Below are 15508 nucleotides of genomic sequence, written 5' to 3' on the forward strand. Positions count from 1 at the left end.
CCGGTAATAAATGTTACTTGCCGGCGCTGCTTTCGGCGGCGGTATCTGTCATGATTGATCCAGCCCTGGAGAAGTATTTATACATGGAAGGGTCACGCAGGCGCACAATAATTACCCCCTTGCGCGAACTGGCATGCACCACATAGCCGTTTTGCAGATATACGCCTACATGGCTAAACTGCTTGCCGTCAAAATCAAAAAAAACCAGATCGCCCTCGTGCAGATCTTCCTCGTATTTACGTTTTATAACTGTTATCTGTCTGCTGGTCATGCGCGGAATGGTAATGCCATAAACCTGCTGTTCCAGTAAAAAGGCAAGTCCTGAGCAATCAATCCCATCTCTATCAAGACCTCCAAATTTATAGGGAGTTCCCATCCACTGATCAATAAAAGCATACAGGCGGCCATTTTCAATATCCCTATCACTTACACCCATAATTTGCGAATATTTTTGGGCCATCTCTGTCTGTGGTTTTACTATCTCGCCAGGTTGCCCCTTCATCGCGGCCTTACGTGAATGGCAGGAGGTTAGCACCAATGGCACAATAAATAATGCAAACAGATAAATCAGGCCCCGATGTTTAGTCATACAGTAAAATTATATTTAAACGGTAATTATTTGACACAGATATTTTTAACATATTAACATGGGATGAATACGCAAATCCTTAAGGTTGATTTAAGGAGCCTTCTCACCCAAATACTTTCCAAACCAGTCGAGATAACGCTGAAGCCGGTCAACCTGGTAACTTGGTATGCTGATACCGTGATATTGGTTTGGGTAAAGTACCAGTTGAGTAGGTATCCCCAGCGATTTAAGTGCCTGGTACATTTGCTCGCCACCAACGGTAGGTACATTAAAATCCTTTAATCCTGACATGAACAACGTTGGTGTTTTAATTTTATCAGCATGAAAAAACGGATAAGAAAGCTTAATATACTTCTCCGCATTCTTCCACGGAAAACCCAGTTCGTTCTCATATTGCATCACCCATTGATCGCTGCCGTAAATAGATAATTGCAAGGCGCTGCCGGCCCCGCTCACAGCTGCCTTAAAACGAGTGTCAGAAGCTATGGTGTAATCGGTCAATATGCCTCCGTAACTCCATCCCCCTATACCTAAATGCTGCGGGTCGGCAATGCCCATTTTAACCAGCTCGTCAACGGCGCCAAGTAAGTCCATTACTTCTTTATTACCCCAATCGGCATAAATAGCCTTGGTATAATCCAACCCGCGGCCAATGCTGCCCCGATAGTTAACGGCCGCCACAGCGTAACCAGCGCAGGCCAAAGCCTGCCTGGTAGCGTCAAATTCAAACTCATCCTGATCAGTAGGACCACCATGTATAAATAAAATAAAGGGTAGCTTTTTAGTCACTACACTATCAGGCGTGTACATCATGCCCGATACCAGCGTACCGTCGCTGCTGAACGACTGAAAACCTTTTACATAAGCCAGTTTAACCTGGCTCAGCCATTTATCCTGGTGAAAGGTAAGCCTGCGTATCTTACCATTCTCAATAGCCACCAGCTCATGCGGAAGCTGCGGGTTGGTCATTTTAGTGATCCAGTTACCCGCAGAATGAGCTATCATGTCCTCAAAACTGCTCCGGGTGCCTTTATTAATTACCGTGGATTTACGTAACAGCAGGTTATATTGCGCTGTGTAGCGGATACGGTCATTACTCACCAGGTAAGCGATGTTCTTGCTATCCTTACTCCAAGCGTGGCTGGTCACCGGCCTGTCTAATTGTTCGGTAAGCAGTTTGTTGTTTTTGCCATCGGCATCCATGATACATAAAATATCGTGCTGGTAAATAAAGTAATCAGCATCGCTTGATGAGCGCAAATAGGCAATATGTTTACCATCGGGGCTCCACTGGGGTGAGTAATCATGCCCGGTAAAAGTGGTTAACTGCTTAATCTCTCCATCCTTTTTGGCCTCCACCGTAAAAATATCCAGATTTTCATTTTTATCGGGATCATCGGTATGGTTACTTACATACACTATAGTTTTGCCATCAGGGCTCCATTCCGGAGCACTGTCATCCATATCGCCCTGAGTAAGGGTATCAAGCTTTTTAGTTGCTATATCAAAAATGTATAAATGCTTGTGCCTATTTTGCAGGTAACCCTCCTTATCGCGTTTAAAACGGTAACGGTCAACTTTTATAGGGGGAGTAGTTTTAGGACTGGGCTTGTCGTTATTTTCCGGATCCTTTATAATAAGTGCCAGTTTTTTACTATCCGGCGACCATACGTAATCATCCAGGTCACCTTTAATATCCGTCAGTTTTTTCCCTTCGCCGCCTCTGCGGTCCATCAGCCAAACCTGTCCTCCTGTTTTGGAATCTTTTTCTGAAATGTACGACAGGAATTTACCATCGGGTGTCCACTTAGGTGAGGAGGCAGCGTCGGCTCCTTGCGTTAGTTCTATAGATTGCTTACCATCGTAACTTTGCATCCAGATGTGCGATACACGGTTATCTTTAGCCGAATCTACTTTCGAAAGGCTATACGCTATCCACTTGCCATCGGGCGAAAGCTGCGGATCGTTCAAAGTAGGGATATGCAGAAAATCAGATGGTTTAAACGGTCTTTTAATCGTTTGGGCGACAGCCCCTCCACAAAGGCAAACCATCATAAACACTAATATATTCTTTTTCATAAAGATCAAATACACCTCTTAGGAATTAACCACTATTTCAAATACTTATTATACCATTCTATGTAACGTTGCAGCCTGTCAACCTGGTAACTTGGCTTGGTTAATCCATGAAACTGGTTGGGATAAAGTATCAGCTCTGCCGGGATGCCCTGCGACCGGAGCGCCTGGTACATTTGTTCGCTGCCGATTGTCGGGACATTAAAATCTCGCAGGCCCGACATGAACAGTACCGGTGTTTTTATCTTATCAGCATGAAAAAACGGGTAGGATATCTGGATCCATTTGTCGGCATTTTTCCAAGGCACACCAATCTCGTTTTCATATTGCAGTACATACTGGTCGCTTCCATACACAGATAACTGTAAGGCGCTACCGGCCCCGCTCGAGGCGGCTTTAAAGCGCGTGTCTGATGCTATGGTATAATCTGTCAGGATGCCGCCGTAGCTCCAGCCGCCAATACCTAAATGATTAGGGTCGGCAATACCCATTCTTTCCAGGTAATCAACTGCGCCCAGCAAATCCTTTACCTCTTTGTTACCCCAATCGGCATATATGGCTTTGCAGTAATCCAGGCCGCGGCCGTTACTGCCCCTGTAATTTACAGCTGCTACCGCGTACCCGGCACCAGCCAGTGTTTGCCGGGTAATATCAAAGGTGTATTCATCCTGGCCAACCGGCCCTCCATGAATAAATAATATCAACGGCCACTTTTTACCGGCGATGCTATCCGGCCTGAACAGGATGCCCGAAACATCGGTACCATCCGCACTCCGCGACTGAAAGCCTGATACATTTGCCAGTTTTACCGTATTGAGCCATTGCTGGTGATGGAAGGTTAAGCGACGAAGTTTGTCACCCTCCAGCGCAAACAATTCGGTTGGAGTGTAAGGGTCGCTTTTGGTAACTACCCAGTTACCGGAGGCGTTGGTGTTGATATCACTTATCCCAAACTCTCCTTTATTTATGGTTGATATTTTGCCGTTATTGATATTGATACTCGCCAGGTAACGCTGCCTGTCATCAATTACCAAAAACTGAATATTTTTATTATCCTTTGCCCAAACCTGATCCGCTACCGGACGGTCAAGCTGCTGTGTTAAAATCCTGCTGTTTGAGCCAACTGCATCCATAATGCATAATACATTGTGGTCGTACATCATATAATCGGCATCGCTTGTAGTTCGCAGATAAGATATATACCTGCCATCGGGACTCCATTGCGGGTTACTATCGCGCCCTTTCCAGGTGGTAAGCTGCAGCATGGTAGCATAAGGCCGGGCATCAATGGTAAAAATATCCTTGTTCTGATTTTTATCCGGATCAACAGTACGGTTACTTACAAACGCGATGGTTTTACTATCCGGCGACCATGCCGGAGAGTTTTCGTCCTTGTCGCCCCGGGTAAGGGTATCCAGTTTTTTGGTATTGATATCAAGCAGGTAAAGATGATCATGCAGTTGCTGCAAATATCCTTCAACGTCCTGTTTAAAATGATAGCGGTCAATTACTATAGGTTTGGGTATTTTAGGTTCTTCCTTTCCTTTATTGGCAGGGTCGCCAATTACCATAACCACTCTTTTACTGTCGGGCGACCAGGCATATTCACTTAAATCGCCTTTAATATCGGTAACCTTATAACCCTCGCCCCCGCGACGGTCAATAAGCCAAAGCTGTGAGCCGTTTTTCGAATCGCGCGATGACAGGAAAGCCAGGTACTTACCATCGGGGCTCCACCTTGGCATTGAGGCAGCTTCTGCGCCATGGGTAAGTTCTATCGATTCCTTTCCGTCCCAGCTTTGCATCCACAAATGCGACACCCGGCTATCTTTAGCGGTATCTACTGTGGAAACGCTATAAGCCACCCATTTCCCATCGGGCGATAGCTGGGGGTCGCTTACGGCCGGTATACGGTAAAGATCAGTTGGTTTGAGGGGCTTGTTTTCCTGCTGAGCAGCTACATAACAGGAAATGGATAAGGCTATAAGAAACAGTACGGTTCTTTTCATAGAGTATACGCATAGAGGCCCGTAATTTAGCAATTATGCACCGATACTTAAGCGAAAAGCGGAGAGTTGAAAGCCGAAAGAAAAAAAAATGATTTTAAACTAACGATAGCTATTGCTTTAAACCATCGCGTCATTGAGGTACGAAGCGCCCTCTCCTTTGGAGAGGGTTGGGTGAGGCTTCGCGCCTCGCAATGACGCTTTTTCCTTAAAGCTTAAATGCATTATATCACCCCTGCCTTCTCCAGCTCTACCTGCATTTGCTGTTGTATATTTTGCGCTTCGGCACGGGCGGCATCGGCAAAATCTTTCCCGTTACCTGCATAAATAATAGAGCGAGATGCGTTTACAATTAGGCCGCAGTCTTTGGTGATGCCGTAACGGCAAACTTCTTCCAGGTTCCCCCCTTGCGCGCCCACGCCAGGCACCAGTAAAAAATTATCGGGCGCATACTTACGTATATTGGTAAACTCTGTGCTTTTGGTAGCGCCTACTACAAACATGATCCTGTCGGCACTGGCCCAGGTATTGGCCTTTTGTATCACGGTTTCGTATAAATAGCCATCGCCGGTTTGCAGGTATTGAAAATCCTTACTCCCTACCGATGAGGTAAGCGCCAGCAGGATGATCCATTTACCCTCGTAAGCCAAATAAGGTGTTACACTATCGTTACCCATATAAGGTGTAATGGTAATGGCATCAAAACTCATACCCGATGCTTTTTCATCAAAAAAGGCTCTGGCATACTTGTCAGAGGTGTTACCGATATCGCCTCTTTTAGCATCTATTATGTTTAAGGTATCAACCGGTAAATATTTCCAGGTATCAATAAGGCTTTGCAAACCTTTTACGCCGTAAGCTTCATAAAACGCGGCATTGGGTTTGTATGATACGCACAAATCTTTGGTAGCATCAATAATCCTTTTATTAAATTCGAGTATAGGGTTTGGGTAATCCTTTAAAAATTCGGGTATCTTATCAATATCGGTATCAAGACCTACACATAAAAAGGATTTTTTTAGTTTGATCTGTTCAATGAGCTGAGCGCGTGAAATCATTAATGCTTAATATTTTGAATGTCAAAAAAACTAAAAATTTAACTCAATTGTGTCCTTTTAACATATATTTATTTAATAAATTTGAAATTAAAAATTATTTGTTTACAATTGCATCGTTTTCCTTTGAATTTTTCTTGCACTAAAGAAACAGTTTAAAACCCCACGTTATCTATTATTTCAATATTTACCTGGATTTGGATGTTTACTTAAACAAAAGTTTCAAGATCAATTTCTTTAAATAATGCCCGCTGCGTAACCACCTAACGGCTTAAAATGCGCATAGGGGCCTTATCAGAAAACAATTTACGATATTAAAAATCCCATTGAACTATAATTCATATCATGTCTGATAAAATAGAATTGAACGACAAACTCGTTTCTGAGTTGCGCGAAATTGCAAAAAATTTAGGTATTACCGAGGCCGACGAACTCAGGAAGCCACAGCTAATATCCCGCATAATTGAACAACAACAGCTTATTGAAGCTGCCCGTGCCCAGCAAAACATTGTTGAGTCTAACTATACTCCTGTTACCGCTGCCCCGGCCGAAGCGGGAGACAAAGCACGCAAAAGGACCCGTGTATTAAAATCCAAAACCCAACCGCGTGTTGAGGTACCTTTAGATGATACCAACCTGTTTGATATCCAGGATGAAGAAACCCCGGCAGAAGATGCTGATGAAGTGCCGGTTATAGCGGCTGTAGAAGAAGCAGAGGCCGTTCAGCAGGGCGAAACCGCCGCCCGTGCAGATGAGCCGGCAACCGAAGTCCGTCCGCAAAAATTTGACAGGCGCGCAAACAACAACCAGGGTCAGCAAAAAAGCCAGGAACCCGCTATCAACCTTGATTTTGATAACGTAATTGTAAACGAAGGCGTATTGGAAATTATGCCCGATGGTTACGGTTTCCTGCGTTCATCTGATTACAACTACCTTACTTCACCCGATGATATTTATGTATCACAATCGCAGATAAAATTATTTGGCCTTAAAACCGGCGATACCGTTCGCGGAAGCATCCGCCCTCCGAAAGAAGGCGAAAAATATTTTCCTTTGGTACGTGTAGAAGCCATTAACGGCCGTATACCGGCAGAAGTGCGTGACCGTGTTCCTTTTGATCACTTAACGCCGCTCTTCCCGTCAGAAAAACTAAGCTTATTTACAGATCCGGGCAACTATTCAACCCGTATCATGGACCTGTTTTCGCCAATTGGTAAAGGACAGCGTGGTTTAATTGTGGCGCAGCCAAAAACAGGTAAAACCATGTTGTTAAAGGACGTAGCCAATGCCATAGCTAAAAATCACCCCGAAGTTTACCTCATTATATTACTGATTGATGAGCGCCCCGAGGAGGTAACCGATATGGCCCGCAGCGTACGCGCCGAAGTGGTATCATCAACCTTTGATGAGCCTGCAGAACGCCACGTAAAAATTGCCAATATTGTTTTAGAGAAGGCTAAACGTATGGTAGAATGCGGTCATGACGTAGTGATCCTGCTCGATTCTATTACCCGCCTTGCACGTGCCTACAATACGGTTGCACCGGCATCTGGCAAAATATTATCTGGTGGTGTTGATGCCAATGCGCTGCACAAACCTAAACGCTTTTTTGGTGCCGCCCGTAACATTGAGGATGGCGGTTCATTAACCATTATAGCTACCGCATTAACCGAAACCGGCTCAAAAATGGATGAGGTTATTTTTGAAGAGTTTAAAGGTACCGGTAACATGGAGTTACAGCTTGACCGTAAACTTTCGAACAAACGTATATTCCCTGCTATTGACATTACTGCATCAAGCACCCGCCGCGACGATCTGTTGCTTGACCGCGACACATTACAACGCATCTGGATTTTACGCAACCACTTAGCCGATATGAATTCGCAGGAATCAATGGAGTTTTTACAGGCCCAGATAAAAGGCACAAAAACCAACGAAGAATTTCTGATTTCGATGAATTCGTAATATTTTAGCGTTTATGAAGTTATAGATAAATGAGAATTGAGTAGTTAGTATCAAGTATAAGGACGGTTTCGCCGGTATCGATAACGATATTTCAAAAAATCTTAATACTTGATACTAACTACTTGGATCTGCTTAAATAAATTATTATCTGTAACTTCATAAATAGTTAATAAAATCCTGATAACTTCATAGCCGAATGAAGAAGCGCGTTAAGAAACATCTCCCCAATGCCATTACCTGTGCTAACTTGTTTAGCGGTTGCATTGGAATAGTATTTGCATTTCAGGATAACCTGTTAGTAGCATCTTATGCGATTTTTCTGGCCGCGATTTTCGACTTTTTCGATGGCTTTGCATCAAGGGTGCTCAACTCCTACTCTTTTATAGGTAAAGATCTGGATTCGCTTGCCGATATGGTAAGCTTTGGATTTCTACCCTCGGCCATTCTGTATGAATTATTTTTAAAGGCCCCGCAAATTGAGCATGTAAGTAATTATTTGTGTTACCTGGCTTTTTCAATAACGGTATTTTCGGCGCTGCGCCTGGCTAAATTCAATAATGACACCCGCCAATCTGATAGCTTTATAGGCTTGCCAACCCCAGCCAACGCCATATTCATAGCCTCATTACCACTGATTATTCAGCAGTATGAAGTATTGGACAAGTATATATTAAACCCATACGTGCTTACAGTTTTAATACTGGTAATGTGCACGTTACTGGTATCTGAGCTGCCGCTCATGTCGCTCAAATTCAAGAACCGCGATTTTAATAAAAACATTTTCCGTTATTTACTGCTACTGTTTTCGGCAATACTGATTCTATTTTTTAAATTTGTGGCAGTTCCGGTGGTTATATTTATATACATCACCTTATCTTTAATTCAATTTAAATTCACAAATGACAAAGTTCCAGGCTGAAATTGACGTAATGCCCAAAAAAGAAATACTTGACCCTCAAGGAAAAGCAGTAACCGGAAGCATGAAAAACCTTGGGTTAGCAGAAATACAAAATATACGCATAGGCAAACATATTACGCTTGAAATAGATGCTGAAAGCGCCGATGCCGCCCACGCTAAAGTTGACCAGGCCTGTAAAAACCTATTAGCCAACCTGATCATGGAAAGCTATACTTTTAAAATTGAGCAAGTAGCTTAAGGCAGAAAGTTGAAGGCTTAAAACAGAAAGCCAAAGGGTTCTGTCAAATAATAAAAAAATAAGCTTATAAAAAATGAGGCAACCTGATTGGTTGCCTTTATATTTTATGCCGATTAGCGATTTTTTGCTTCACGCCTTCAGCTTTGGCTTTCGGCATTTCTGCTTATAAATTCGCTTCTTTCTCGGCCTTAATTTGCTGCAGGGTTATCAAATTAGCTTCAACAGTTGTTTTTACCCGGTTAAATGTTTCAAATACTTCAGCGGGGTTTGGTGCGCCGGCTTTGCAGGCCAGTTCAACCTCCTGTATAGTTGCCTGGCTTATGGGCATACCAAAAAAACCAAGATTAGGCTTTAATTTATGCGAAGCTTTTGATGCGGCTTCCCATTCGCCCGCAGCTAAGGCATTGGCAATGGCCGTAATCAATTGCGGGGTTTGCTCCAGGAACATACCTATCGATTCTACAATAAACTCTTCACTGCCATCGGCAATTTCGTATAAAAAAGAAAGATCAAGATCCTGATCGGGTGAAATATCAGCCATATTATTTTATGATATATAAAATTATACTTTTTTTACGATCAAGTCGTCTTTAAGTTCGCTTTTAAGCTGTAAAATATTTTTATGTGATATGGGATGGACAAAATCTGAGGCAATTTCGGCAAGGGGTTCCAGTGTAAACCTCCGGTTATGCAGTTCGGGATGCGGTACCTGCAGCCTGGGTTCATTGATAACAGCATCGCCATAAAATAAGATATCAATATCAATAGTGCGCGAACCCCACTTTTCTTCGCGCCTGCGACCCAATTTACTTTCAATGGCCAATATTTTTTGGAGCAATTCCCCCGCCGGCAACTCGCCTCGCAACATCAGTACCTGGTTAAGGTAATCGGGCGCGTCTGTTTTACCCCACGACTGGGTTTCGTATACTGACGATGCCCTGATAACAGGGGCAATTTCTGCCTCGATATATGCAATGGCTTGGTTAAGAAACGATTTCCTGTCGCCAAGGTTACTGCCTAACAATAAAAAAATATTATCCATGTTGTAACAAATATTATAGAAATGGCTCTTAACATTATCGGTATTGATTACTAAGTTTGCATAGATATAAAGATTTATAACATTAATGAAACAATTCTTCAAATTCGTTCTGGCCTCTATAGTGGGTATCTTGATAACCACCTTCCTTTTAGTTATCATTATTATCGGGATCATATATTCTGCAAGTGGTGATAAAACCGTTGAAGTGGAACCCAATAGTGTACTACGCATGGCGTTTACCACGCCAATTACTGAACGTACACCCAATAACCCGTTGGCCGGTTTAGACTTTTTAGGATTAGATAAAGACAAATCAACCGGCCTTAATGATATACTGGCCAACATAAAAAAAGCAAAAACAGACGATAATATAAAAGGCATATTCCTTGACGAAAGCTACATGACATCGGGTCAGGCCACTACCGAAGAAATACGCAATGCCTTGATCGACTTTAAAAAATCAGGGAAATTCGTGGTAGCCTATGCCGAAATTTATACCCAGGGATTTTATTACCTGGCCTCAGTGGCCGATAAAGTATATGTGAACCCTAAGGGAATGATTGAATTTCACGGCTTCAGCTCACAGATAACCTTTTTAAAAGGCGCGCTTGATAAATTAGGCATCGAGGCGCAGATTATAAAGGTAGGTACTTATAAAAGCGCAGTTGAGCCGCTGGTACTCACCAAAATGAGCGATGCCAACCGCTTGCAGGTTACCTCCTACCTGGGCTCATTATATGACCATTTTTTAACCGGCATCAGCAAAAGCCGTGGTATAAATAAGGATTCGCTATTTAATTATGCCAACCAGATGCGTATACAGCAACCTGAAGACGCGTTAAAATTAAAGCTGGTTGATGGCCTCAAATATAAGGACGAGATACTTGACGACCTTAAAAAACGCAGCGGAACAACATCAAAAGAATTGAAGAGCATCGAGCTTGGAGAATATACCAAAAGCAACCCCGAGAAAGAGGACAAGGACGACGATAATTCATCATCAAAAAACCGCATAGCCATTGTTTATGCCTCGGGCGAAATTTCTGGCGGCGAGGGCGACGATAACACCATAGGCTCTGAAAGAATTTCAAAAGCCCTGCGCAAGGTAAGGCTTGATAATAAAGTAAAAGCTGTTGTATTGCGCGTAAATTCGCCGGGCGGAAGTTCACTGGCATCGGATGTGATATGGCGCGAGGTAATGCTCACCAAAAAAGTTAAGCCTATTATTGTTTCTATGGGCGATGTGGCAGCATCCGGGGGCTATTATATATCCTGTGCCGCCGACTCCATTATTGCCCAGCCCAATACTATTACAGGTTCTATAGGTATTTTTGCTATATTGCCTAATCTGCAAAAACTGTTTAACGACAAGCTGGGTGTTACTTTCGACGGTGTAAAAACCGGCAAGTACGCCGATTTGGGCGACATTGACCGCCCCCTTACACCCGACGAAAGGCTCATATTACAAAACAGTGTAAACCACGGCTACGATGATTTTACAAAGGCGGTAGCCGAAGGTCGCCATAAAACACAAGCTTATATTAACAGCATTGGCCAGGGCCGTGTATGGACAGGTACCCAGGCATTACAAAACGGGCTGGTTGATCGCCTGGGCAATATTAATGATGCCATAGCGTCTGCCGCTAAAAAAGCTAAAATTAAAAACTATAACCTGGTGTCTTATCCCGAACAAAAAAGTTTTCTTAACCAGTTAAGTGGTGATGTAACCGTTGAGGCACGTACCCGCATGCTGAAATCTGAACTGGGTGATAGCTATAAAGTTTACGAACAAATAAAAGGCATTACCCAAATGATGCGTACCCCGCAAACCCGTTTGCCTTATGATATTGTGATTAAATAAGTTCCTATTATATTTTGATTGAAAAAAGCTGCCTGTATGGGTGGCTTTTTTTTTATTTTCGCGGCGTGATTTAATCTTTTAATGCATAAGCGTGTTTTTCAACAAATGCTAATTCCTTAAGAGATTCTATTCATAATATATAGTTCAAAAAACTGTTATATACACTTAAACCCCTTATCACCCAAATGAATAATTGGCACTTACCAACAAGCCGCTTTTTTCTAAATGCAGCTTTTATATTACTAATTTCTTTTTCTGCAGCCTGCAAAAAAGGCTCTTCACCAGAAAAAGCGCCCGAACCATATAATGGCACGGTTACTTATACCATTCATAAGGCCGATGGAACTGAATTTGATACTGATGAGTTAACCATAAATACAGTTGGCGATAGTGTTAAAATACTCGTACCGGCTACTACAGATGTAACCAACCTTATACCCGAAATTAAAGCAGAAGGCGCAACTATTAACCCCAATAGTGGTGTAAAGCAAGACTTTTCAAAACCAGTTACTTACACCATTACCAAAAACGGAGCTACTAAAACCTATATATTTTCGGTGCGTTTTGATAAGTTAAAGAACGTTGTCTATTTTGGAGGTGACGACAAAAATTTTTATGCGTTAAATGCAAAAAACGGCAAGCTCTTTTGGAAGTATACATCAAAGGGGCTTTTTTCTTATTCTACTCCTGTGTTGATAAACGGCATTATTTATACTACCAATACCGATAATAATTTATATGCCCTTGATCCTGCTTCAGGTGCCGAAAAATGGAAATTTACCACTACAAGTGCTATCATATCGAGCCCTGTTGTAGCTAATGGCATCGTATATTTTGGCAGTGATGCCGGCTACATATATGCCGTAGATGCAATTTCAGGCACTTTAAAATGGAAATATGGGACCGACCACTTTGTTGAATCTAACCCTGTTGTCAGTAATGGGGTAGTTTATATAGGTGGTACAGATGGTTTTCTTTATGCATTTGATGGTACAACCGGCAACATTAGGTGGAAATACGATACTGGTAATGTAATTTTAAGATCAAGCGCAATTGTATCAAATGGTGTTGTATTTATTGGTAACCGGGAAGGGAACCTTTTTGCAGTAAACGCAGCTACGGGCCAGTTAAAATGGAAATTCAGCACGAATGAAATTTCACTGGAACTTGCAAAACCAGTGATCAATAATGGTGTTGTATACGTTGCAAGCTGGTATTCTGCCAATCATTCCACCGAAGCAGGGAGCCTCTATGCCATAAAAGAAAGTGATGGTAGCCAGATATGGAAAGGCCTCAACGGGCAAGGCTTTATGTCAGGGCCTGTATATGCTGATGGTAAATTATTTATTAACAGCAACGATGGTAATATATATGTTGTTGATGCTATTACGGGCACACCCATCTGGAAAAAGCCTATCCTGTCTAACGGAGGCATTCCAACTGTTAGCAATGGAAATGTATATACAGGTGGCGGAGGGAGCCATTTCTTTTATACGCTTAATGCCAATACGGGTACCGAGGTCTGGAAGTTTCCGCTACCCAACGACTTAAATGTATCAAAGCCCCTGGTTATTGATTCAAATGGAAATTACTAAGGTTAATATAGTTTAAAATCTTCCTGAATATTTTCTTTTGATTGAAGAAGCCGCCAGTACAGGCGGCTTCTTTTTATTTATTAATTTATTGATTAAACCTTTCAATTTAATGTATGTCAATATGAAAAGAAGCTTTAATAATAAATTTTATTTTTAATATAATATATTGTTAAATTAATAGTTATATAGATAATAAACCGGTCACAAGAATGAAAGTCCTTACTACCCCCTTAAAAAAGTATTTTTTTTTATCTCATCGTTTTATTATTAATGGTATTTGTCATCAAATGTCATACAATACAATCAAAATCCAGAAATAAGATCTTTCCAGTTTATATTTTAATTAAAGGCTGCCTTTCGGGGCGGCTTTTTTATGTTATTGCTTTTATATCCTCAAAAAACAATCCCCTAACAAAAGCTTTCTTTATGATGGCTTTTTGTATTTTTACAGCCTCAATTATATTATGGAAAATAAACCCATAGCCCGCACGCTTCGTTTACTATCGCAGCTCATGGAACTGCATGAGGTTAACCCCTTTAAAATAAAGTCAATAGCAAATGCCGCCTTTAAGGTTGATAAGCTCCCCTTCCCTATTGCCGGTAAAACGCTTGAGCAAATGGAAAAGGTAGATGGTGTTGGCAAAAGCATCGCTTCTAAAATCATGGAACTTTTGGAAACCGGCGCCATTGCCGAGATGCAGGAGTTATTGGATAAAACACCAGAGGGTGTGGTAGAAATGATGAATATTAAAGGCATAGGCGCTAAAAAGGTGGCCATTATATGGCGCGAACTTGGCATTGAAAATACTGGCGAACTTTTTTATGCATGTAATGAGAACCGTCTCATCGAGGCTAAAGGCTTCGGCCTTAAAACCCAGGAAGAAATTCGCAAGGCTATCGAATTCAGGATGGCCAGCAACGGGAAATTTCTGTTTGCACAGGTTGAAAAAGAAGCTAATGAGTTAATGGATGAAATTAAATCCATTTTCCCCGATGCGTTGAAACATTTTGCCGGGGAGTTTCGCAGGCGATGTGAAATTATAACAGAAATTGTAATTGTGGTAGGCAGTAATAACTATGAAGTAGCGCATAACGCACTATTACAATCGCATATATTGAACAATGTATCACGAAACGAAAATCATATCTCGGGCGAGTTGCAGAACGGCATGCTCGTTGACATAGTTTGCGTTGACAAAGCTGAATATTTTAAAGAACTATTCCTGAATACAGGTACCGATGATCATGTTGACGCTGTGCTGAAACGCATCAATATACCACTTGACCAGCCCGAAACTGAGGAACTTATCTATAAAAAAGCAGGTCTCAGCTGGATACAGCCAGAATTGCGCGAAGGCACAACCTTTATAGAAAGGGCCGAAAAGAATGAGCTGCCCACGCTCATCATCACCCATGACCTCAAAGGCAGTCTGCACAACCACAGTACATGGAGCGATGGCGTAAACACGGTAGAAGAAATGGCACTATACTGCCGTGATAACCTGAAACTGGAATACCTGGGTATGTGCGATCACAGTAAAAGCGCTTTTTATGCCAAAGGATTAACTATTGAACGGGTATTGCAGCAGCATGAAGAAATAGACCATCTGAATAAAAAACTGGATGGCTTTCATATATTTAAAGGTATTGAATCGGACATTTTGTATGACGGATCGCTCGATTACCCTGATGAGATCCTGCAAAAGTTTGATTTTATAGTGGCCTCTGTACACTCCATACTTAAAATGAACGAAGAAAAAGCCACATCGAGGCTAATTACAGTCATTGAAAATCCATATACCACCATACTCGGTCACCCAACCGGCCGCTTATTGTTAAGCCGTGGTGGTTATCCTATAAATTATAAAAAAGTAATTGATGCCTGTGCGGCCAATAATGTAGTAATTGAAATTAATGCAAATCCACTACGGCTTGACCTTGACTGGCGCTGGCACCAATACGCGCTTGAAAAAGGCGTTTGGTTATCTATTAACCCCGATGCTCACCGTGTTGAAGGCTTTTTAGATATGCATTACGGGGTTTTAGCAGCCCGAAAAGGCGGCTTATACAAGGAAATGTGCCTTAATGCGTTATCGTTGCAGGAAATCACCAAAGTTTTTGAGAAAAAAAGGTCGGCAGTTTAAGCGACAACACACAGAGGC

General features: G+C 42.1%; 12 protein-coding genes. 6 read left to right on the forward strand and 6 right to left on the reverse strand.

The window, feature by feature from the left end; translation table 11 throughout:
* Positions 1-13: 13 nt before the first annotated feature.
* From SNE25_RS24665 to pyrF, 4 genes are all read right to left on the reverse strand, one after another.
* Positions 14-589 carry a C40 family peptidase gene (locus tag SNE25_RS24665; protein ID WP_321561684.1) on the reverse strand — a complete coding sequence of 192 codons (576 nt, stop codon included), beginning with the start codon at positions 587-589 and terminating at the stop codon, positions 14-16.
* 90 nt (positions 590-679) lie between these two features.
* Positions 680-2668: a S9 family peptidase gene (locus SNE25_RS24670; protein ID WP_321561685.1), complete on the reverse strand. Its 1989-nt coding sequence runs from the start codon at positions 2666-2668 to the stop codon at positions 680-682.
* A gap of 32 nt (positions 2669-2700) precedes the next feature.
* Complete coding sequence (locus SNE25_RS24675; protein WP_321561686.1) at positions 2701-4674, reverse strand: S9 family peptidase; 1974 nt, start codon at positions 4672-4674, stop codon at positions 2701-2703.
* Positions 4675-4895: 221 nt separating this feature from the next.
* Positions 4896-5726 carry an orotidine-5'-phosphate decarboxylase gene (gene pyrF, locus SNE25_RS24680; RefSeq protein WP_321566244.1) on the reverse strand — a complete coding sequence of 277 codons (831 nt, stop codon included), beginning with the start codon at positions 5724-5726 and terminating at the stop codon, positions 4896-4898.
* Positions 5727-6071: 345 nt separating this feature from the next.
* On the opposite strand from pyrF, the gene rho reads away from it, so the two are divergent.
* The 3 genes from rho (at position 6072) to purS (ending at position 8848) form a co-directional block, all read left to right on the forward strand.
* Positions 6072-7691, forward strand: a complete 1620-nt coding sequence (gene rho / locus SNE25_RS24685) for a transcription termination factor Rho (RefSeq protein WP_321561687.1) — start codon at positions 6072-6074, stop codon at positions 7689-7691.
* A 196-nt stretch (positions 7692-7887) separates the two neighbouring features.
* On the forward strand, positions 7888-8610 hold the full coding sequence (locus tag SNE25_RS24690) for a CDP-alcohol phosphatidyltransferase family protein (protein WP_321561688.1): 723 nt from the start codon (positions 7888-7890) through the stop codon (positions 8608-8610).
* Positions 8591-8848 (forward strand): phosphoribosylformylglycinamidine synthase subunit PurS, encoded by a 258-nt coding sequence (gene purS, locus SNE25_RS24695; RefSeq protein ID WP_321561689.1) that lies wholly within the window; start codon positions 8591-8593, stop codon positions 8846-8848. Before SNE25_RS24690 ends, purS begins: the two co-directional genes overlap by 20 nt.
* A gap of 163 nt (positions 8849-9011) precedes the next feature.
* Here the strand turns inward: purS and SNE25_RS24700 are convergent, their stop codons facing one another.
* The gene (locus SNE25_RS24700; RefSeq protein WP_321561690.1) at positions 9012-9389 is read right to left on the reverse strand and encodes an Hpt domain-containing protein; all 378 of its coding nucleotides are present in this window, start codon (positions 9387-9389) and stop codon (positions 9012-9014) included.
* A 21-nt stretch (positions 9390-9410) separates the two neighbouring features.
* Complete coding sequence (gene folK / locus SNE25_RS24705) at positions 9411-9890, reverse strand: 2-amino-4-hydroxy-6-hydroxymethyldihydropteridine diphosphokinase (RefSeq protein ID WP_321561691.1); 480 nt, start codon at positions 9888-9890, stop codon at positions 9411-9413.
* Between the two features lie 85 nt (positions 9891-9975).
* Between folK and sppA the strand changes: the two genes are divergently transcribed.
* The 3 genes from sppA (at position 9976) to SNE25_RS24720 (ending at position 15490) form a co-directional block, all read left to right on the forward strand.
* Entirely contained in the window at positions 9976-11751 is a 1776-nt protein-coding gene (gene sppA / locus SNE25_RS24710; protein WP_321561692.1) for a signal peptide peptidase SppA, read from the forward strand.
* Between the two features lie 185 nt (positions 11752-11936).
* Positions 11937-13346, forward strand: a complete 1410-nt coding sequence (locus SNE25_RS24715) for an outer membrane protein assembly factor BamB family protein (protein ID WP_321561693.1) — start codon at positions 11937-11939, stop codon at positions 13344-13346.
* 464 nt (positions 13347-13810) lie between these two features.
* Positions 13811-15490, forward strand: coding sequence for a helix-hairpin-helix domain-containing protein (locus tag SNE25_RS24720; protein ID WP_321561694.1), 1680 nt, complete (start codon positions 13811-13813; stop codon positions 15488-15490).
* Positions 15491-15508: the final 18 nt, after the last annotated feature.

Source organism: Mucilaginibacter sabulilitoris (assembly GCF_034262375.1).
In the GTDB taxonomy this organism is placed as follows: Bacteria; Bacteroidota; Bacteroidia; order Sphingobacteriales; family Sphingobacteriaceae; genus Mucilaginibacter; species Mucilaginibacter sabulilitoris.